This is a genomic window from Nocardioides sp. Root1257 (assembly GCF_001425175.1).
Lineage (GTDB): Bacteria > Actinomycetota > Actinomycetes > Propionibacteriales > Nocardioidaceae > Nocardioides.
On the sequence record NZ_LMDV01000012.1, the window covers coordinates 278,085 to 295,894 of the forward strand.

21 protein-coding genes are annotated in these 17,810 nt (G+C 72.4%); 13 read left to right on the forward strand and 8 right to left on the reverse strand.

Going from position 1 to position 17,810, the window contains the following annotated elements; translation table 11 throughout:
• Positions 1-59: 59 nt before the first annotated feature.
• Genes ASC77_RS22875 through ASC77_RS22885 form a run of 3 tightly spaced genes read left to right on the forward strand, consistent with a single transcriptional unit; the run spans position 60 to position 2,184 of the window.
• Positions 60-725: a heme oxygenase (biliverdin-producing) gene (locus ASC77_RS22875; protein WP_056158509.1), complete on the forward strand. Its 666-nt coding sequence runs from the start codon at positions 60-62 to the stop codon at positions 723-725.
• 52 nt (positions 726-777) lie between these two features.
• Entirely contained in the window at positions 778-1,170 is a 393-nt protein-coding gene (locus ASC77_RS22880; protein ID WP_056158512.1) for a MerR family transcriptional regulator, read from the forward strand.
• 9 nt (positions 1,171-1,179) lie between these two features.
• On the forward strand, positions 1,180-2,184 hold the full coding sequence (locus ASC77_RS22885; protein ID WP_056158647.1) for an aldo/keto reductase: 1,005 nt from the start codon (positions 1,180-1,182) through the stop codon (positions 2,182-2,184).
• Positions 2,185-2,237: 53 nt separating this feature from the next.
• On the opposite strand, the gene ASC77_RS22890 is transcribed toward ASC77_RS22885, so the two are convergent.
• Both ASC77_RS22890 and ASC77_RS22895 read right to left on the reverse strand, forming a co-directional pair.
• Positions 2,238-2,681, reverse strand: coding sequence for a ferritin-like domain-containing protein (locus ASC77_RS22890; protein WP_056158515.1), 444 nt, complete (start codon positions 2,679-2,681; stop codon positions 2,238-2,240).
• 67 nt (positions 2,682-2,748) lie between these two features.
• Positions 2,749-3,177 (reverse strand): SRPBCC family protein, encoded by a 429-nt coding sequence (locus tag ASC77_RS22895; RefSeq protein ID WP_056158519.1) that lies wholly within the window; start codon positions 3,175-3,177, stop codon positions 2,749-2,751.
• Positions 3,178-3,195: 18 nt separating this feature from the next.
• Here ASC77_RS22895 and ASC77_RS22900 point away from each other — a divergent pair, with 18 nt between their 5' ends.
• Positions 3,196-4,833, forward strand: a complete 1,638-nt coding sequence (locus tag ASC77_RS22900) for a phospho-sugar mutase (RefSeq protein ID WP_056158521.1) — start codon at positions 3,196-3,198, stop codon at positions 4,831-4,833.
• A gap of 6 nt (positions 4,834-4,839) precedes the next feature.
• Here the strand turns inward: ASC77_RS22900 and ASC77_RS22905 are convergent, their stop codons facing one another.
• On the reverse strand, positions 4,840-5,463 hold the full coding sequence (locus ASC77_RS22905; RefSeq protein ID WP_056158525.1) for a hypothetical protein: 624 nt from the start codon (positions 5,461-5,463) through the stop codon (positions 4,840-4,842).
• A 23-nt stretch (positions 5,464-5,486) separates the two neighbouring features.
• Here ASC77_RS22905 and deoC point away from each other — a divergent pair, with 23 nt between their 5' ends.
• The 8 genes from deoC to ASC77_RS22945 all read left to right on the forward strand — a co-directional run bounded on the left by deoC (position 5,487) and on the right by ASC77_RS22945 (position 12,766).
• Positions 5,487-6,461, forward strand: a complete 975-nt coding sequence (gene deoC / locus ASC77_RS22910) for a deoxyribose-phosphate aldolase (RefSeq protein WP_056158529.1) — start codon at positions 5,487-5,489, stop codon at positions 6,459-6,461.
• Between the two features lie 5 nt (positions 6,462-6,466).
• Positions 6,467-7,915 carry an aldehyde dehydrogenase family protein gene (locus ASC77_RS22915; RefSeq protein WP_056158531.1) on the forward strand — a complete coding sequence of 483 codons (1,449 nt, stop codon included), beginning with the start codon at positions 6,467-6,469 and terminating at the stop codon, positions 7,913-7,915.
• Complete coding sequence (locus ASC77_RS22920; RefSeq protein ID WP_056158535.1) at positions 7,912-8,784, forward strand: aldehyde dehydrogenase family protein; 873 nt, start codon at positions 7,912-7,914, stop codon at positions 8,782-8,784. Before ASC77_RS22915 ends, ASC77_RS22920 begins: the two co-directional genes overlap by 4 nt.
• Positions 8,785-8,848: 64 nt before the next feature.
• Positions 8,849-9,130 carry a hypothetical protein gene (locus ASC77_RS22925; RefSeq protein WP_056158536.1) on the forward strand — a complete coding sequence of 94 codons (282 nt, stop codon included), beginning with the start codon at positions 8,849-8,851 and terminating at the stop codon, positions 9,128-9,130.
• A complete protein-coding gene (locus ASC77_RS22930) occupies positions 9,117-10,637 on the forward strand; it encodes a WXG100 family type VII secretion target (RefSeq protein ID WP_056158539.1) in 1,521 nt (506 codons plus the stop codon). Before ASC77_RS22925 ends, ASC77_RS22930 begins: the two co-directional genes overlap by 14 nt.
• A 2-nt stretch (positions 10,638-10,639) precedes the next feature.
• Positions 10,640-11,734, forward strand: a complete 1,095-nt coding sequence (locus ASC77_RS22935; protein ID WP_056158543.1) for a hypothetical protein — start codon at positions 10,640-10,642, stop codon at positions 11,732-11,734.
• Between the two features lie 4 nt (positions 11,735-11,738).
• Entirely contained in the window at positions 11,739-12,335 is a 597-nt protein-coding gene (locus ASC77_RS22940) for an ATP-binding protein (protein WP_056158545.1), read from the forward strand.
• On the forward strand, positions 12,335-12,766 hold the full coding sequence (locus ASC77_RS22945; RefSeq protein WP_056158548.1) for a hypothetical protein: 432 nt from the start codon (positions 12,335-12,337) through the stop codon (positions 12,764-12,766). Before ASC77_RS22940 ends, ASC77_RS22945 begins: the two co-directional genes overlap by 1 nt.
• 32 nt (positions 12,767-12,798) lie before the next feature.
• Here the strand turns inward: ASC77_RS22945 and ASC77_RS22950 are convergent, their stop codons facing one another.
• From ASC77_RS22950 to ASC77_RS22965, 4 genes are read right to left on the reverse strand one after another with little or no spacing between them, the layout of a single operon-like run.
• Positions 12,799-13,182, reverse strand: coding sequence for an SHOCT domain-containing protein (locus ASC77_RS22950; RefSeq protein ID WP_056158552.1), 384 nt, complete (start codon positions 13,180-13,182; stop codon positions 12,799-12,801).
• A 16-nt stretch (positions 13,183-13,198) separates the two neighbouring features.
• Positions 13,199-14,407: a cation:proton antiporter gene (locus ASC77_RS22955; protein WP_056158555.1), complete on the reverse strand. Its 1,209-nt coding sequence runs from the start codon at positions 14,405-14,407 to the stop codon at positions 13,199-13,201.
• Positions 14,407-14,883, reverse strand: a complete 477-nt coding sequence (locus tag ASC77_RS22960) for a DUF3592 domain-containing protein (protein ID WP_056158558.1) — start codon at positions 14,881-14,883, stop codon at positions 14,407-14,409. The genes ASC77_RS22955 and ASC77_RS22960 overlap by 1 nt, the downstream gene beginning before the upstream one ends.
• Positions 14,880-15,974, reverse strand: coding sequence for an adenosine deaminase (locus tag ASC77_RS22965; RefSeq protein WP_056158561.1), 1,095 nt, complete (start codon positions 15,972-15,974; stop codon positions 14,880-14,882). Before ASC77_RS22965 ends, ASC77_RS22960 begins: the two co-directional genes overlap by 4 nt.
• A 49-nt stretch (positions 15,975-16,023) precedes the next feature.
• Between ASC77_RS22965 and ASC77_RS22970 the strand changes: the two genes are divergently transcribed.
• Positions 16,024-16,476, forward strand: a complete 453-nt coding sequence (locus ASC77_RS22970; RefSeq protein ID WP_082575239.1) for a MaoC family dehydratase — start codon at positions 16,024-16,026, stop codon at positions 16,474-16,476.
• Here the strand turns inward: ASC77_RS22970 and ASC77_RS22975 are convergent.
• The gene (locus ASC77_RS22975) at positions 16,473-17,759 is read right to left on the reverse strand and encodes a thymidine phosphorylase (RefSeq protein ID WP_056158565.1); all 1,287 of its coding nucleotides are present in this window, start codon (positions 17,757-17,759) and stop codon (positions 16,473-16,475) included. The two genes, ASC77_RS22970 and ASC77_RS22975, sit on opposite strands and share 4 nt — an antisense overlap.
• Positions 17,760-17,810 lie beyond the last annotated feature (51 nt).

The following is a 17,810-nucleotide window of genomic DNA, read 5'->3' on the forward strand; positions in this document are numbered from 1 at the left end:
CCTGTCACTATCGTGCTGACAATCTGTCACCTCAGTTCACCCACCGATCGGGAGCACCCATGACCGTCCTCGGACAGACCACCGACCTCGCGCTGTCGGCGGCCATGCGCGAAGGCTCCCTCGCCGAGCACCAGGCGGCGGAGGACTCGTCGTTCATGTCGGAGCTGCTCGGCGGCCGGGTCAACGAGCAGGGGTACGCCGACTACCTGCTCCGCCTGCGCGTCGCCTACGACACGATGGAGCAGCTGGTCCGGGCCCACCGCGACGACGCCGGGGTGGCGGCCGTCCACGACGCGACCCTCGAGCGCCTGGCGGCGATCGACGCCGACCTCGACCACTGGGTCGGCGGGACGGGCGACCGGTCCGTCGACTCCCCCGCCGCCGACGCCTACCGCCAGCGTCTGGTGGACGCCGCCGCCGAGTGGCCGACGCTGCTGGTCGCGCACCACTACACCCGCTACCTCGGCGACCTCTCGGGCGGCCAGGCGATCGGCCGCATCCTCGACCGCACCTTCGGGCTCGACGGCGCCGGCATCGCGTTCTACGACTTCCCGGAGATCGCCAAGCCGAAGATCTACAAGGACGGCTACCGGGCCCGCCTCGACGCGCTCGACCTGACCGCCGAGGAGCAGGAGCGGGTCGTCGACGAGGTCAGGACGGCGTTCCGCCTGAACCAGGCGCTCTTCGCCGAGCTCGGCGAGCGGCTGCCGGCGTACGCGCGCTGACCGCCCCGGACCGCGCTTGACCTGGAGCGCACTCCAGGAGTGACACTGGGGCGTGCCCTACTCCATCGCCGAAGCCGCTGACGCGACCGGACTGACCCCCGACACCCTGCGCTACTACGAGCGGGACGGGCTGATGCTGCGCCCGGTCGCACGGTCCGCGACCGGCCACCGTCGCTACACCGACTCCGACCTCGGGTGGATCGACCTGCTCAACTGCCTGCGCGGCACGGGCATGCCGATCCGCGACGTACGCCGGTACGCCGAGCTGGTCCGCCTGGGCGACGGCACCGAGCAGAGCCGCCTGGACCTGCTGCGCGCGCACCGCGTGCAGGTGCTGGCGCAGCTCGCGGAGGTGCAGGAGCACCTGGGCGCGATCGACCGGAAGATCGGCGTCTACAGCTCGAAGCTCGACGCACTTGACCTGGAGCGCACTCGAACCGCTTGAGTGGAGCGCATGACCATCCAGAAGCGCACCCTCGGCACCACCTCCTCGCTCGACGTCTCCACCCTCGGCCTCGGTTGCATGGGCATGTCCGAGTTCTACGGCAGCCCGGACGAGGCGGCCGGCCTGGAGACCATCCACCGGGCACTCGACCTCGGCGTCACCTTCCTCGACACCGCCGACATGTACGGGCCGTTCACCAACGAGCAGCTGGTCGGCAAGGCGATCGCCGGACGCCGCGACGAGGTGCAGCTCGCCACCAAGTTCGGCAACGAACGCCGCGCCGACGGCAGCCGGGTCGGCATCAACGGCCGCCCCGAGTACGTCCGCGCGGCCTGCGACGCCTCCCTGCAGCGGCTCGGGGTCGACCACATCGACCTCTACTACCAGCACCGCGTCGACCAGACGGTCCCGATCGAGGAGACCGTCGGCGCGATGGCGGAGCTCGTCGCGGCCGGCAAGGTCCGCCACCTCGGCCTGTCGGAGGCCTCGGCGACCACGATCCGGCGGGCGCACGAGACCCACCCGATCACCGCGCTCCAGACGGAGTACTCCCTCTTCACCCGCGACCTCGAGGACGAGATCCTGCCCGTGCTGCGCGAGCTCGGGATCGGCCTGGTGCCCTACTCGCCGCTCGGCCGCGGGATCCTCACCGGCGCCATCACGTCGGAGTCCGCGATGGAGGAGGGCGACTCCCGCCGCTCGGCGTACTTCCCCCGCCTCAACGGCGAGGGGCTGCGCGCCAACCTCGAGCTGGTCGACCGGGTCCGCGCGATCGCGGACACCAAGGGCTGCACGCCGGGCCAGCTCGCGCTCGCGTGGGTGCTGGCCCAGGGCGACGACGAGCTCGGCGTCGCGCCGATCCCCGGCACCAAGCGGGTGAAGTACCTGGAGGAGAACGTCGGTGCCGCCGACGTCACCCTCACCTACGACGACCTCGCCGCACTCGACCAGGCGGTCCCCCGCGACGCCGTCGTCGGTGACCGGTACGGCGACCTGAGCAGCATCGACAGCTGAGCCGGTGCGCGGTGTCCGGCCGGACTGCCGGACACCGCGCGCGAGCACTGCGGTCAGGCGCGGGTCTGCAGCGCCTTGATCTCGTCGCGAGCAGCGACGACCGCGGCGTGCTGCTGGGTCACGACCTGCCGGAAGCCGGCACTGAGGTCCTGCCCGAGCGCCTTCTCGTACTCCGACACCGCGTGGTCCTCGCCGGTCACCGCCGCCGTCAGCACGGCGGAGGCGTCGTCGCCCGTCAGGGCGTCCTTCAGCGAGATCCAGCCGCGGTGCAGGGTCCCCGCGAGGCTGCCGCTCTCGTCGACGTCCTCGCCGTAGTCGTGGCCCAGCGCGACGATCTCGCGGTGGAAGCCGGCGCGCTGCTCCGACAGGCGCTGCAGCGTGCTGGCCCACTCCGCGTGGTCCCCGTCGCGCAGCTTGTCGGCGGCGTTGGCCAAGCCACGTTCACCGTCCTTGAGCGTCTCGACCAGTTCCTTGGCGGCGTTGTTGTCGTCCGACACGTTCACTCCTCTGTGCGATGGGTGGTGATCCGGCGGTACCCGACCGACCCGATCTGACTCCCCGTACTCACTCGAGGCGCGCACGCAGCCCCTGCCGGCAGCCCGCCATCATCCGGTCGTGGTTCCAGCGCAGCACCGGACCCGCGACGGACGACAGCACCCCCAGCCACCCCGGCACCCTGACCTCCTGCGCGAAGTCGAGCCGGGTGCCGCCGTCGACCGGGCTGAGGTCGAAGCGCACCGTCCCGACCAGGTGGCCGGAGACGCCCACCTCGAGCACCCCCGGCGAGCGGTTCACGGCGTGCAGGACCAGGTCGAGCGTGTACGGCAGGGTCGAGCGGCAGAGCACCCGCGCGTCGTCCGGGCCGAGGGAGGCGACGGCGACGACCTGCGGCCACCACGCGGGGTAGTGCTCGAGGTCGACGAGGAGGTCGTGGACGGCGGCCGGGGGCGCCGCGACCTCCCAGCCGTCCCGGAAGGCGAAGGTGGGGCTCACCCTCGTATCGTGCCCTCCATGAGCGACCTCCTCGCCGCCGCCCGTGCCTGGGCAGCCGACGACCCCGACCCCCAGACCCGCGCCGAGCTCGAGTCGGCGATCGCCGCGGTCGAGGCCGGCGGCGACACCGCCGACCTGGCGGACCGCTTCGACGGGACGCTGGAGTTCGGTACGGCGGGCCTGCGCGGCGAGCTCGGCGCCGGCCCGAACCGGATGAACCGCGTCGTCGTCACCCGCGCCGCGGCCGGCCTCGCCTCCTACCTGGTCGACACCGGTCACCGGGGCGGCTCGGTCGTCATCGGCTACGACGCGCGCCACAACTCCGACGTCTTCGCCCGCGACACCGCCGAGGTGATGACGGGCGCCGGGTTCACGGCGTACGTGCTGCCGCGACCGCTGCCGACCCCGATCCTCGCGTTCGCGATCCGCGAGCTCGGCTGCGCGGCCGGCGTGATGGTCACGGCCAGCCACAACCCGCCGCGCGACAACGGCTACAAGGTCTACCTCGGCGACGGCAGCCAGATCGTGCCGCCGTCGGACACCGAGATCGCGGACCGGATCGCCGCCGTCGGCGCGATGGCCGACGTCCCGCGCGGACGGCCGGGCACGGTGCTCGAGGAGGAGATCGTCGACAGCTATCTCGACACGGTCGCCGGGCTCGTCGAGGACGGTCCGCGCGACCTGGAGATCGTCTACACCCCGCTGCACGGCGTGGGCGGCGTCCCCGTCGAGCGCGTCCTCGAGGCCGCCGGCTTCGACGCGCCGTCGGTCGTCGAGCAGCAGGAGCAGCCGGACCCGGACTTCCCGACCGTCGCGTTCCCCAACCCCGAGGAGCCGGGCGCGATGGACCTGGCGATGGCCCTGGCCGAGCGCAACGGCGCCGACCTGGTGGTCGCCAACGACCCCGACGCCGACCGGTGCGCGGCCGCGGTCCCGGGCCCGCACGGCTGGCGGATGCTGCGCGGCGACGAGGTCGGGGCGCTGCTGGCGCACGCGCTGATCCAGAAGGGCAAGCAGGGCACCTACGCCTGCAGCATCGTGTCCTCCAGCCTGCTCGGGAAGCTCGCTGCCGCGGCGGGCCAGCCGTACGCGGAGACGCTGACCGGCTTCAAGTGGATCAGCAAGGTCGACGACCTGGCCTTCGGCTACGAGGAGGCCCTGGGCTACTGCGTCGACCCGGAGAACGTGAAGGACAAGGACGGCGTGTCCGCGCTGCTCCTGCTCTGCGAGCTCGCCGCCGAGGCCAAGGCCGCCGGCCGCGGCCTGGTCGACCTCCTCGACGACATCGCGCTGGCCCACGGCCTGCACGCCACCGACCAGCTGTCCGCGCGCGTCACCGACCTCGCCGAGATCGGCGCCGCGATGGCGCGGCTGCGCGCCACTCCCCCGACCGAGCTCGGCGGCCTGGCCGTCGAGGCGGTCGACGACCTCGACCTCGGGAGCCCGGACCTGCCGCCGACCGACGGGCTGCGCTACCACCTCGCGGACGGCGCCCGCGTGATCGTGCGCCCGAGCGGCACGGAGCCCAAGATCAAGTGCTACCTGGAGGTCGTCGTGCCCGTGGACCCGGCGGACGGGGTCGACGCCGCCCGGATCGCCGCCGTCGGGCGCCTCGACGCGCTCCGCAACGGCATCAAGGCCGCGGCGGGCATCTGAGGACCCTCAGTCGACGACGAGCCAGACCAGGAACGCCAGCACCAGCACCACGCAGCCCCCGAGCTCGGGCCACGCCCAGGAGCGGCGTACGTCGGCGGCGAGGGCCTGCTGCTCCGGCGAGCCCTTGCGGATGCCCAGGCGGTCCCGGGCGTCCTGCGCGAGGAACGCGATCCGGGCCTCGACGAACGCCTGGTGGTCGTTGGTCGCCGACGGCGCCGAGCTGGTCGGGCCGCGGCCGTCGCGGGCCTTGGACTTGATCGTCTGCCGCACCGTGTAGCCGATGACCGGGGAGACGTAGCGGTGCTCGCCCGCCTTCGCGACGAGCACCTGGGTGACGACGACCGAGTCGATCGCCGCGAGCGGGACCCGCTGGGTGCTGAACATGCCACGCAGCACCAGGTCGCGCGACGTCACCCACAGGGCGGGGCGCAGCAGCGCGGCCCAGATCAGCAGACCGGCGAGGACCGCCACGATCGCGACGCCGAGCGGCGTACCGGTCTCGCCGGCGATCAGCGCGAGAACCAGGATCACCGCGGCCGTCGCGAGGCCGACGATCCCGCTGATCCGCCCGCTCGTCGGCGCGAACCGCTCGACGACGGCCTCGTCAGGGGCGGGGACTGGGTAGGTCACGGCGCCAACCCTATGCTGGGTCGGTGACCGCCACTTCCACCGTCCTCGGCCCCGGGCTCGACGACGTGACCAAGTCAGAGGCGTCGCTCCGACGGTTCCTCCACGGCCTCCCCGGCGTCGACCAGGTCGGCGCCGAGGCCCGAGCCGCCGGTCTCGGCACCCGCTCCATCAAGACCACCGCCAAGGAGTTCGCGCTCGACCTCGCGATCCGGATGGTCGACCTCACGACGCTCGAGGGCCAGGACACCCCCGGCAAGGTCCGCGCGCTGGCGTCGAAGGCGATGCGCCCCGACCCCGCCGACCCGACCTGCCCCGCCGTCGCCGCGGTCTGCGTCTACCCCGACATGGTCGCGACCGTGAAGGAGACGCTGGGCAGCTCCGGCGTCCACGTCGCCGCTGTCGCCACGGCGTTCCCGAGCGGCCGGGCCGCGCTCGACATCAAGCTCGCCGACACCGCGGACGCGGTCGAGGCGGGTGCCGACGAGATCGACATGGTGATCGACCGCGGGGCGTTCCTCGCCGGTCGCTACCAGCAGGTCTTCGACGAGATCGTCGCGACCAAGGCCGCCTGCGCCCGGCCCGGCGGCACCGACGCGCACCTCAAGGTCATCTTCGAGACCGGCGAGCTGCAGACCTACGACAACGTACGCCGCGCGAGCTGGCTCGCCATGCTGGCCGGAGCCGACTTCATCAAGACCTCCACCGGCAAGGTGCAGCCCGCGGCGACGCTGCCGGTCACGATGATCATGGTCGAGGCGGTCCGCGACTTCCGCGAGCTGACCGGCCGGATGATCGGCGTGAAGCCCGCCGGCGGCATCCGCACCAGCAAGGACGCCATCAAGTACCTCGTGATGGTCAACGAGGTGGCCGGTCCCGACTGGCTCGACCCCGACTGGTTCCGCTTCGGCGCCTCGACGCTGCTCAACGACCTGCTGATGCAGCGCACCAAGATGACGACCGGCCGCTACTCCGGTCCCGACTACTTCACGTTGGACTGATCGACATGGCTCCCCAGAACACCAAGAACCCGTTCGAGTACGCCCCGGCCCCCGAGTCGCGCAGCATCGTCGACATCAAGCCGTCGTACGGCCTGTTCATCAACGGCGAGTTCGTCGACGGCCACGGCAAGTCGTTCAAGACGATCAGCCCCTCGACGGAGGAGGTCCTCGCCGAGGTCGCCGAGGCCGACGAGGCCGACGTCGACGCCGCCGTCAAGGCCGCGCGCAAGGCCTACGACAAGGTCTGGTCGAAGATGCCCGGGCGCGAGCGCGCCAAGTACCTCTACCGGATCGCCCGGATCATCCAGGAGCGCAGCCGCGAGCTCGCCGTCCTGGAGTCGATCGACAACGGCAAGCCGATCAAGGAGTCGCGCGACGTCGACGTCCCGATCGTCGCCGCCCACTTCTTCTACTACGCCGGCTGGGCCGACAAGCTGGAGTACGCCGGCCGCGGCAACGACCCGCAGCCGCTCGGCGTCGCGGGCCAGATCATCCCGTGGAACTTCCCGCTGCTCATGCTGGCCTGGAAGATCGCCCCCGCGCTGGCGTGCGGCAACACCGTCGTGCTGAAGCCGGCGGAGACGACCCCGCTGACCGCGCTGCTCTTCGCGGAGATCTGCCAGCAGGCCGAGCTGCCGCCGGGCGTCGTCAACATCATCACCGGTGCCGGCGGCACCGGGCAGGCGCTGGTCGGCCACCCGGGCATCGACAAGGTCGCCTTCACCGGCTCCACCGACGTCGGCAAGGCGATCGCCCGCACGGTCGCGGGCACCGACAAGAAGGTGACCCTCGAGCTCGGTGGCAAGGCCGCCAACATCGTCTTCGACGACGCCCCGCTCGACCAGGCCGTCGAGGGCATCGTCACGGGCATCTTCTTCAACCAGGGCCACGTCTGCTGCGCCGGGTCGCGGCTGCTGGTCCAGGAGTCGATCGCCGACGAGCTGCTCGCCAAGCTCAAGCGCCGGATGTCGACGCTGCGCATCGGTGACCCGCTCGACAAGAACACCGACATCGGCGCCATCAACTCCGCCGAGCAGCTGGCCCGCATCCGCGAGCTCTCCGACATCGGCGAGGCCGAGGGTGCCGGGCGCTGGTCGCCGCCGTGCGACCTGCCGGCGCACGGCTTCTGGTTCCCGCCGACGCTCTTCACCGACGTCACCCAGGCGCACCGGATCGCCCGCGAGGAGATCTTCGGGCCGGTGCTCTCCGTGCTGACCTTCCGCACGCCGTCCGAGGCGGTCGAGAAGGCCAACAACACGCCGTACGGGCTGTCGGCCGGGGTGTGGACGGAGAAGGGTTCGCTGATCCTGCACATGGCCAACCAGCTGCGCGCCGGCGTGGTCTGGGCCAACACGTTCAACAAGTTCGACCCGACCAGCCCGTTCGGCGGGTTCAAGGAGTCGGGCTACGGCCGCGAGGGCGGCCGCCACGGTCTGGAGGCGTATCTCAAGTGAGCGACCGCATCGACGTCCGCAAGACCTACAAGCTCTACATCGGCGGCGCGTTCCCGCGCTCGGAGTCGGCGTACTCCTACGAGGTCACCGACACCAAGGGGAAGTTCGTGGCCAACGCGGCCCTCGCGTCCCGCAAGGACGCGCGCGACGCCGTCATCGCCGCGCGCAAGGCGTTCGGCGGCTGGTCCTCGCGCACGGCGTACAACCGAGCGCAGATCCTCTACCGGATCGCCGAGGTCATGGAGGACCGGCGCCCGCAGTTCGTGCAGGCCGTCGTGCAGTCCGAGGGGTTGTCGGCCAGCAAGGCCGAGAAGACGCTCGACGCGGCCATCGACCGGCTCGTCTGGTACGCCGGGTGGGCCGACAAGGTCACCCAGGTGATCGGCAACGCCAACCCCGTCGGCGGGCCGTTCTTCAACCTCTCGACGCCCGAGCCGACCGGGGTCGTCGCCGTCCTCGCACCGCAGGAGTCCTCGCTGCTCGGCCTGGTCAGCGTCGTCGCGCCCGCGATCGTCACCGGCAACACCGTCGTCGTGGTGTCGTCCTACGACCGGCCGCTGCCGGCCGTGACCTTCGCCGAGGTGCTGGCGACCTCCGACGTGCCCGGTGGCGTGGTCAACATCCTCACCGGCTCGGCCGCCACGGTCGCTCCGTGGCTCGCCTCGCACATGGACGTCAACGCGATCGACCTGACGGGCATCGCCGGCGACGCGACCCTCGCGACCGACCTCGAGGTCGCCGCCGCCGACAACCTCAAGCGGGTCCGCCGCGCCCCGGCCGCCGAGCCCGACTGGGCCCTCGACCCCGGCCTCGAGCCGATGACGGCGTTCCTGGAGATCAAGACCGTCTGGCACCCGATCGGCGTCTGACCGCCCGTAGGGCGGGTCCGCGGCCGACCGTTTGTCCGGTGCCGGCAGCGGGGATGAGCCCAGCATGACCCTCCACGTCGATCCCGCCGCCGTACGCCGCGCGTGGCTGCACGGGGTCGACGCCGGCGTCGAGGTCACGGCCGCCCGGCGCCGTACGTCGGCGGCGAGCGGGACGGACCTGGCGACCGTCGCGTCCGTGGTCGCCGACGCCGCCGCCGACCTGGCCGGCGTCCTCGACGTGTGCGAGGCGCTCGTCACCGAGCACGGCACCAACCTCGAGGCGTGCCTGTCGACGTACGAGACGACCGACCACACCAGCGCGGGAGCGTTCGATGGGCTTCGGTGAGGACCTGCTCGACGACACTGTCACCGAGCTCCGCTCGATCCTGGCCGACCTCCAGGGCATCGACCTCTGGCCGCCCTGGGACGCGGCCGAGACGATCGTGCGCCTGGTCTCCCGGGCCGTCGAGATCGCGTCCCAGCCGCCCGAGCCCGACCCGTCCAACCTGCGCGACGCCGCCGACGAGTGGCGGCTCATCGCCACCACGACGGACCGGGCGCACGCCTCCCTGGAGTCGCTGCACGACGAGATCACGACGGCCATCTGGGAGGGCGACGCCGGCAACGGGTTCCGCAGCTCCGTCACGGTGCTCTCGGACAAGGTCGACACCGTCCCGGAGGCGGCGCGGGGCGTCGCGACGGCCCTCGACACGATGGCGGGCTCGATGGACGCCGCCCGCAAGCGGCACGCCGATGCGTTCGACGGCCTCCGCGACCACCTGTCGATCTCGTGGGACGACGCCCTCCCCTGGGAGCTGGTCAGCAAGCTGAGCGGCATCGTCGGCGAGGTCATCGACGCCGTCCAGGACCTGATCGGAGCCTACGAGGACGCCGCCGAGGCGGCCGCCACCGCCCGCCGGGCGGTCGTCACCGCGATGGACGGCATCGAGCTGCCCGACCACCTCCCGTCAGCGCCGGGCGCGGTGCCCAGCACCATCGACCTGGTCAACCAGTGGTCCGACGACGAGGGGCCGCTCGACGGCTCGACCCTCTCCCGCTACGACGACGCCCTGGGCGCCATGAGCGCCGACGAGCGCGCCGAGGTACGCCGGCTGCTCGAGGGCAGCGACCCGGCCGCCCGGGCGTGGATCATGGCGGCCGTGGCATCCGGGCTCAGCGGCGACGCGCTCACGAACTACGCGCACCAGCTGGACCAGATGAGTCCCAGCGAGCTCCGCGACCTCGATCCCAGCGGCTTCCGCGGCGACCAGGCCACCCAACCCGACCAGACGACCTGCGGCTCGTCCTCCCTGGTCATGTCGCGGATGGAGAACGACCCGGCGTACGCGATGTGGATGCAGACCGGCTACGACCCGCTGACGGGCGAGACCGACCCGCGCACGCCGGAGGAGCGGTTCGCCGACGAGTCGCAGGCGATGCACGTGCGCACCAATCTGCCCGTGGATCGCGACCACGACCTGCAGTTCCCGTGGCCGCCGCAGGCCGGCACCCAACCCTGGGCGCTGGCGGCCGAGATGTCGGCCGACGGCGGCTCGGGCGTCCCCGGCACGTCGTACGACGTCACCGTCGTCGACCCCGACGACCGGGGCCGCAGCTTCGACGCCGTCGTGCGGGCCAGCGAGGACGGCAGCACGGTGCCGATCTACGTCGGCGACGACACCCGGCCCGGTCACGTCACGCTCGTCACCGCCAGCCAGGGCGGTGACACCCTGTCGGTCTACGACCCCTCCGAGGGCTCGACCATCACCGTCTCGCGCGACGACTGGGTCAACGGCACCCTCGACGTGGCCGGCTGGAGCGAGCCGTGGTTCGTCGTGGTCCCGGAGTCGTGAGGGTGCGCACCGGAGCGGCCTCCGCCCTTGTCGGCGGGCTGCTCCTCACCGGCTGCTCGGACCTGCCCGGCGACCTCTACGCGGACCCGGTCGACCTCACCCGTGCCCAGGCCGTGTGGAGCGACCCCTGGGTGGCGCCGAATGACCTCGCGGTGCCCGAGGCCGCCTACGGCAGCAACGGGCAGGTCGACCGCACCGCCGGCGTCCGGCGGACGACGTACGCCGGCGTCGACGCGACCGCCGCGACCGGGCAGGAGGTCGCCGCCGCTGAGCAGCACGACTGGACGCTCGTCGGGGCGACCTGCGCCGACGACGAGGTCACGGCGGTGCTCACGCGCGGCGGCACGGACCCCGACGCTGCCGCCGTCGCCGAGGTCGGGGCCCGGGCGGACGACGGCCTCGTCGACGTCGTCGTCACCGCCGAGGTCCCCCACCACGTGGACGAGGACTGGCCGGGCCTCGGGCCGGCCGTCGCCGCCGAGGACACCTGCCTGGGCGGGGGCTCGGACCACCCGGCCCCGGACCTGCCCGGGGGCGAGCCGCGCGGCGACGCGGACGACGACGTGGACGCACCGTCCTGGTCGGACGACGGTCCCACCGCCGACGACGAGGCCCGGAGCTCGGCCCTCGACGCGGACCCGTGGTTCGCGTCGCTCGGCACCCCCGTCCCGGACCCCGACACCCCCGACGGCGACCGGCGGCGCCACGCGCCCGCAGCCACCGGCACCCTGACCCCCGGACCGCGTCAGCCGTCGGCGGCCCTCGCCGCGGTCGTCGGCTCGATGACCGGCTGGCTCCCGACGTACGCCGCCTGCTCGCGGAGCACCGGCGGCGTGGTCACGCTGCGCCTGGACGCCGAGGACGGGCAGAGCGCCGGCCCCGTCGTCGCCCGGCTGGAGGCCGTCCCCGGCGACGCCGGCGCGGTCTCCTGGACGGTCACGCTGCCTGTCGTGGGCGGCCCCGACCAGTCCTGGGTCGACCAGGTCGACCCGCTCCCCGACCCGACCTGCCTGGCCTCCGCAACAGCCCCGCGGCAGCCGGTCGTCGAGGGCACCCCGGTGGGGCTGATCGGCGCTCTGCAACCACTGCAAGAATAGGCCGGTGCACGCGCAGGTGATCGTCCTTGCTGGCCCGTCCGGGGCCGGGAAGTCCCGTCTCGCCGAACGCATCGGGCTGCCGGTGCTCCGGCTCGACGACTTCTACAAGAGTGCAGGCGACCCCTCGCTCCCGCTGATCACCGAGGGCGCCAACGCCGGCATCGTCGACTGGGACGTCCCGGAGTCGTGGCTGCTCGCCGACGCCATGGCCGCGCTCGACGAGCTCTGCCGCACCGGCCGGACCGAGGTGCCCGTCTACGACATCTCCCTGAGCGCGCGCACCGGTTGGCAGGCGCTTGACCTCGGCGAGCACCGCCTCTTCGTCGCGGAGGGGATCTTCGCCCAGGAGGTCGTCGGCCGGTGCGAGACGAGCGGGCTGCTCGCGGCGGCGTACTGCGTGCGCCAGCACCCGATGGTGACCTTCTGGCGACGGCTCACCCGCGACCTGCGCGAGCACCGCAAGCCACCGCTCGTGCTCGTGCGGCGCGGCCTCGCGCTGATGCGCGACCAGCAGCGCGTCGTGTCGCACGCCGTGGACCTCGGCTGCGAGCCGATGACCTCGGACCAGGCGTACGCCGCGGTCGGACGACTGGCCGTCTGATGCCCGACTGGCCGCGGCAACCCGACAACCGGACCTGCGGCCCGTCCTCGGTCGTCGTGGCCGAGGGGCTGCCGGGCCCGTGGCCCGACTTCGAGGCCGACGTGCTGGCCATGCACCGGCGGCTGACCGGGCTGCGCGACCGCAACGGTCGGTGGCAGCTGCCCTGGCTGCGGATGTTCGGCACCCCGCCGTGGGCGGTGGCGCGGGAGCTGGGTGGGCGGGTGCGCCGCTACCGCCAGGCCGAGGTGCTGGCCGCCCTGCCGGCCCCGGTCCCGGTCTTCCTGGGGAGCCGGTGGCTGCCCCGCCACGTCGTCCTGGTGCTGGACGAGCGTGACGGGGAGCCCTTCGTCTACAACCCCGCGGTGGGGGCCGTCGTCCCGATCTCGTCGTCGCGGTGGAAGCACCGCTGGTGGGCGGTGCTCCCCCGCTGACGGATCAGGCCAGGCAGATCAGGCCAGGCAGGTCAGGCCAGCGCCTTCGCCTTGAGCGCGTCGAACTCGGCCTGGGAGATGGCGCCGGAGTCGAGCAGCGCCTTGGCCCGCGCGATCTCGTCGGCCGGCGAGGCGCCGCCGCCCGAGACCGAGCGGATGTACTCCTCCTGGCTGGCCTGCGCCTGCTTCACTGCCGCGATGTTGCGCTCGGCCATGCCCTGGCCGCGGGCGATCAGGTACACCAGCGAGGTGACCAGCGGGAAGATGATCAGGAAGAACACCCAGAACGCCTTCGCCCAGCCGCTGGTGTCCCGGTCGCGGAACAGGTCCGTGAGGATCTGGAACAGCACCACGAGGTACGCCATGAGCAGGAAGAAGGAGATGATGAACCAGAAGAAGTCCCAGAAAGAGTCCATGGCAGGACCGTAGGGACTACCTCACCTCGACGGGCTCACCTGAACCGGGTGAGCGGCCCGCCAGCAGTCGCTGGGCGAGCAGCGGGCAGACCAGGACGGTGACCGCTCCCCCGGCGACCAGCACGGACGCGTTGGTCGGGGTCATCTGACCGGCGTCGACCGCGACCGCGGTCACGGCCACGATGATCGGCAGGCCGGTCGAGGCGAAGAGCCCCATCGAGAGGCTCTCCCGGCGGTCGAAGACGCGGTTGCCCTCCTCCCGGGTCGTCCAGGTCGCGGCCAGCACCAGCCCGCCGCGGACCAGCAGGATCAGGGCGAGGAAGGCGACGAGGGCCACCGGCTCGTCGACCACGGCCTGCGGGTCGATCGCCATCCCCGAGGTGATGAAGAAGACCGGGATCAGCAGCCCGAAGGCGAGACCCTCGAGCTTGTGCTCCAGGCTCTCGTGGCCCTCGGGGATCAGACGGCGCAGGATGAACCCCGCGGCGAACGCGCCGAGGACGGCGTCCAGCTCGAAGGTCGCCGCGGCGGCGCCGAGGGTGACCAGGAGCAGCACCACGAGCCTGACCTGGGTCTGGCCGGAGGTCTCGGCGCCCCGTCGGACGACCTCGAGCACCCGCGAGCCCTCACGGCTGTGGCGCACGGACAGGCGGTGCACCAGCACCGCGAGGAGCGCGAACGCCCCGAGCACCACGACCGAGCCGATCGGACCGCGCACGCCGAGCAGCACGGCCATCGCGACGATCGGCCCCAGCTCGCCGTACGCGCCGTGGTTCATCAGCGCCCGGCCGAAGCCCGTGGTGAGCAGGCCGCTGTCCTTGAGGATCGGCAGCAGCGTGCCGAGGGCGGTCGAGGTCAGGGCGATCGCGACCGCCACCTCGGCGTGGATGTGCTCGGAGAGCCCGATCAGCGCGATCAGCCCGAGCGCCACGACGAGGCAGATCAGCCAGGTGGCGAGCGCTCGGCGCCCGCCGCGTCCCACCAGCTCCTCGACCTCGATCTCGTAGCCGGCGAGCAGGAAGAGCATGCCGAGCCCGAGCTCGCGCAGCATCGCGATGCCCTCCCCCGTCTCGGCGAGGTCGAGGACGTTCGGGCCGATGACGATGCCGAGCACCAGGAGCAGCACGACCTCGGGCACCTTCCCGCGCAGCACCAGTCCGGTGAGCAGCGGGGCGAGCACGGCACAGAGGGCGACCCAGAAGAGCGAGTCGCCCGCCGAGGGCATCAGGACGTCCAGACCACGAAGACCAGGAGCAGCCACGCGGCCGCGACACCGACCGCGATGAGGCTCGTCAGAGCAGCGAGCACGAACCACGTGCGACCCGCGCCCTCCGCGTCGCCCTCGGTCGCCGCGACGTCCACGCGGTCCGGGTGCTCGGGGTCGTAGGCGATCTCGATCGGGTCGCCGACCCGCGGCGGCGGGGACGGTACGTCGGTCAGGGTCTGCGCCTCGATCGGCTCCGCGGCCCCGGCCGGCTGGTAGCTGACGCGCGGGAAGTAGCGGGTGTCCGGCTCGGCGCCGAGGCTGAGGTCCTTGGCCTCGAGGGCGACCACGGTGCCGGTCATGGCGACCGCCCGGCTGCGGAAGCTGACGGCGGAGCGGCGTACGGCCCGACCCTTCACGAGGAGGCCCGCGCCGACCAGGAGGATCAGGACCGCCGAGCCGAGCAGCAGCACGGTCGGCACGTAGTGGATCTTCACGACGCGACCTCCTCGCGGAGCGCGGCGTACGCCGGCTTGATGACGTCGGAGATCAGCGCCAGCCGCTCGTCGAAGGGCAGGAACGCCGACTTCATCGCGTTGAGCGTGAACCACTCCAGGTCGTCGAGACCGTAGCCGAACGCGTCGACGAGCGAGCTCATCTCGTGGGTCATCGACGTCTTGCTCATCAACCGGTTGTCGGTGTTGACCGTGACCCGGAAGCGCAGCTCCTTCAGCAGCCCGATCGGGTGCTCCGCGATCGACGCGGCCGCCCCCGTCTGGATGTTGGACCAGGGACACATCTCGAGCGGGATGCGCTTGTCGCGGACGTACGCCGCCAGCAGGCCGAGCTCGACCGAGCCGTCGTCCTGCACGGTGATGTCGTCGATGATGCGGACGCCGTGGCCGAGCCGGTCCGCGCCGCACCACTGGATCGCCTGCCAGATCGACGGCAGCCCGAACGCCTCGCCGGCGTGGATGGTGAAGTGGAAGTTCTCGCGCTGGAGGTACTCGAACGCGTCGAGGTGGCGGGTGGGCGGGTAGCCCGCCTCCGCGCCGGCGATGTCGAAGCCGGCGACCCCACGGTCGCGCCAGGCCACGGCGAGCTCGGCGATCTCCATCGAGCGGGCCTGGTGCCGCATCGCGGTCAGCAGCTGGCGTACGACGATCCGGCCGCCGGCCGCGGCCACGCCCTCGTCGAAGCCCTCCTGCACGGCGGCGACCACCTCGTCGAGCGTCAGGCCGGTCTCGACGTGCTGCTCGGGGGCGTAGCGGATCTCGGCGTACACGACGCCGTCGGCAGCCAGGTCCTCCACGCACTCGCGGGCGACGCGGGTGATCGCCGGCCCGGTCTGCATCACCCCGACGGTGTGGTCGAAGGTCTCGAGGTAGCGCTCGAGCGACCCGGAGTCGGACGCCTCGGCGAACCAGCGCCCCAGGGACTCTGCCGTCATCTCGCCGCCGACGTCAGGCAGCTGGTGCCCGGAGTCCGCGGCCAGCTCGATGATCGTCTGCGGGCGCAGCCCGCCGTCGAGGTGATCGTGCAGGAGCACCTTCGGTGCCCTCCGGACCTGGTCACGAGTGGGCGTCATGCCTCGATCCAATCAGACCCGTTGGACCGTGCCGGATATCTTGGCGCACATGCGCACGTTCAAGACTCTCGATGAAGTGTCCGCGGCCGTCGGCGAGGAGATCGGCACCTCCGACTGGCTGACGGTCGACCAGGCCCGCGTGGACCAGTTCGCCGAGGCGACCGGCGACCACCAGTGGATCCACGTCGACGTCGAGCGCGCGAAGGACGGCCCGTTCGGCGGCACCATCGCCCACGGCTACCTGACGCTGTCGCTGGTGCCGTTCCTCGGCAGCCAGGTCCTCAGCTTCCAGACGCCCGGCGCGAAGCTCAACTACGGCACCAACAAGGTCCGCTTCCCGAACCCGGTCCTGGTGGGCAAGCGGATCCGCGCCCACGTCGCGATCGCCGACGTCGCCGACCTGCCCAAGGGCAAGCAGGCCACGATCCGCTACACGATCGAGATCGAGGACGAGGCCAAGCCGGCCTGCGTGGCCGAGACCGTCGTCCTGCTGCTGCCCTAGCCCACCCGGTCGATGACCAGCGGCGTCGCGTCGTACGCCGTGCCCTCGGCGGCGACGTCGTAGCCGCCCTCGAGCGAGGCGAGCGCGCGCTCGAAGCGGTGCTCGTCGTCGGTGAGCAGCGTGAACAGCGGCTGACCCTCGGTGACGGCGTCGCCGGGGCGGGCGTGCCACACGACGCCGGCGCCAGCCTGCACCGGGTCCTCCTTGCGGGCCCGGCCGGCGCCGAGGCGCCAGGCGGCGAGGCCGACGGCCATGGCGTCGAGGCGGGTGAGCACGCCGGTCGACGGCGCCGCCACGACGTGCTGCTCGCGCGCGGTCGGGAGCGTGGCGTGCGAGTCGCCGCCCTGCTCCTGGATCATCCGGTGCCAGGCGTCCATCGCGGAGCCGTCGGCCAGCTTGTCGGCCGGGTCGATGTCGCCGCGCCCGGCGCCGGCGAGCATCTCGCGGGCCAGGGCGAGGGTCAGCTCGACGACGTCGGCGGGGCCGCCGCCGGCGAGCACGTCGACCGACTCCTGGACCTCGATCGCGTTGCCGGCGGTCAGGCCGAGCGGCGTGGACATGTCGGTCAGCAGCGCGACCGTGTGGACGCCGGCGTCCTGGCCGAGCGCGACCATCGTCTCCGCGAGCTCGCGGGCCGAGGCGACGTCCTTCATGAACGCGCCCGTGCCGACCTTCACGTCGAGCACCAGCGCGCCCGTGCCCTCGGCGATCTTCTTCGACATGATCGAGGACGCGATCAGCGGGATCGCCTCGACGGTGCCCGTGACGTCACGGAGTGCGTAGAGCTTCTTGTCGGCGGGCGCCAGCCCGTCGCCGGCCGCACAGATCACGGCACCGAGCGACTCGAGCTGGGCGAACATCTCCTCGTTCGACAGCGCCGCCCGCCAGCCCGGGATCGACTCGAGCTTGTCGAGCGTGCCGCCGGTGTGGCCGAGGCCGCGCCCCGACAGCTGGGGTACGGCGACGCCGCACGCCGCCACCAGCGGAGCCAGCGGGAGGGTGATCTTGTCCCCGACGCCGCCCGTCGAGTGCTTGTCCGCGGTCGGCCGGGACAGGCCGGAGAAGTCCATCCGCTCCCCTGACGCGATCATCGCGGCGGTCCAGCGGGCGATCTCGCGGCGGTCCATCCCGTTGAGCAGGATGGCCATGGCGAGCGCCGACATCTGCTCGTCGGCGACGGCCCCCCGGGTGTACGCGTCGACCACCCAGTCGATCTGGGTGTCGCTGAGCTGGTGGCCGTCCCGCTTCGCTGAGATGACCTCGACCGCGTCGTGCTGCTGCATGCCCCCGACCCTAGAGGTTGGTCCAGCAGGTTTGTCGGACAGGGGCGGCGG

What these genes read in the sequence shown, in the direction of transcription:
- ASC77_RS22955 (WP_056158555.1), bottom strand. Translation starts at nt 14,407, where the DNA reads ATGCCCTCGGCGGGCGACTCGCTCTTCTGGGTCGCCCTCTGTGCCGTG.
- ASC77_RS22915 (WP_056158531.1), top strand. Translation starts at nt 6,467, where the DNA reads ATGGCTCCCCAGAACACCAAGAACCCGTTCGAGTACGCCCCGGCCCCC.
- ASC77_RS22970 (WP_082575239.1), top strand. Translation starts at nt 16,024, where the DNA reads ATGCGCACGTTCAAGACTCTCGATGAAGTGTCCGCGGCCGTCGGCGAG.
- ASC77_RS22945 (WP_056158548.1), top strand. Translation starts at nt 12,335, where the DNA reads ATGCCCGACTGGCCGCGGCAACCCGACAACCGGACCTGCGGCCCGTCC.
- ASC77_RS22885 (WP_056158647.1), top strand. Translation starts at nt 1,180, where the DNA reads ATGACCATCCAGAAGCGCACCCTCGGCACCACCTCCTCGCTCGACGTC.
- ASC77_RS22925 (WP_056158536.1), top strand. Translation starts at nt 8,849, where the DNA reads ATGACCCTCCACGTCGATCCCGCCGCCGTACGCCGCGCGTGGCTGCAC.
- ASC77_RS22950 (WP_056158552.1), bottom strand. Translation starts at nt 13,182, where the DNA reads ATGGACTCTTTCTGGGACTTCTTCTGGTTCATCATCTCCTTCTTCCTG.
- ASC77_RS22975 (WP_056158565.1), bottom strand. Translation starts at nt 17,759, where the DNA reads ATGCAGCAGCACGACGCGGTCGAGGTCATCTCAGCGAAGCGGGACGGC.
- ASC77_RS22900 (WP_056158521.1), top strand. Translation starts at nt 3,196, where the DNA reads ATGAGCGACCTCCTCGCCGCCGCCCGTGCCTGGGCAGCCGACGACCCC.
- ASC77_RS22930 (WP_056158539.1), top strand. Translation starts at nt 9,117, where the DNA reads ATGGGCTTCGGTGAGGACCTGCTCGACGACACTGTCACCGAGCTCCGC.
- ASC77_RS22965 (WP_056158561.1), bottom strand. Translation starts at nt 15,974, where the DNA reads ATGACGCCCACTCGTGACCAGGTCCGGAGGGCACCGAAGGTGCTCCTG.
- ASC77_RS22875 (WP_056158509.1), top strand. Translation starts at nt 60, where the DNA reads ATGACCGTCCTCGGACAGACCACCGACCTCGCGCTGTCGGCGGCCATG.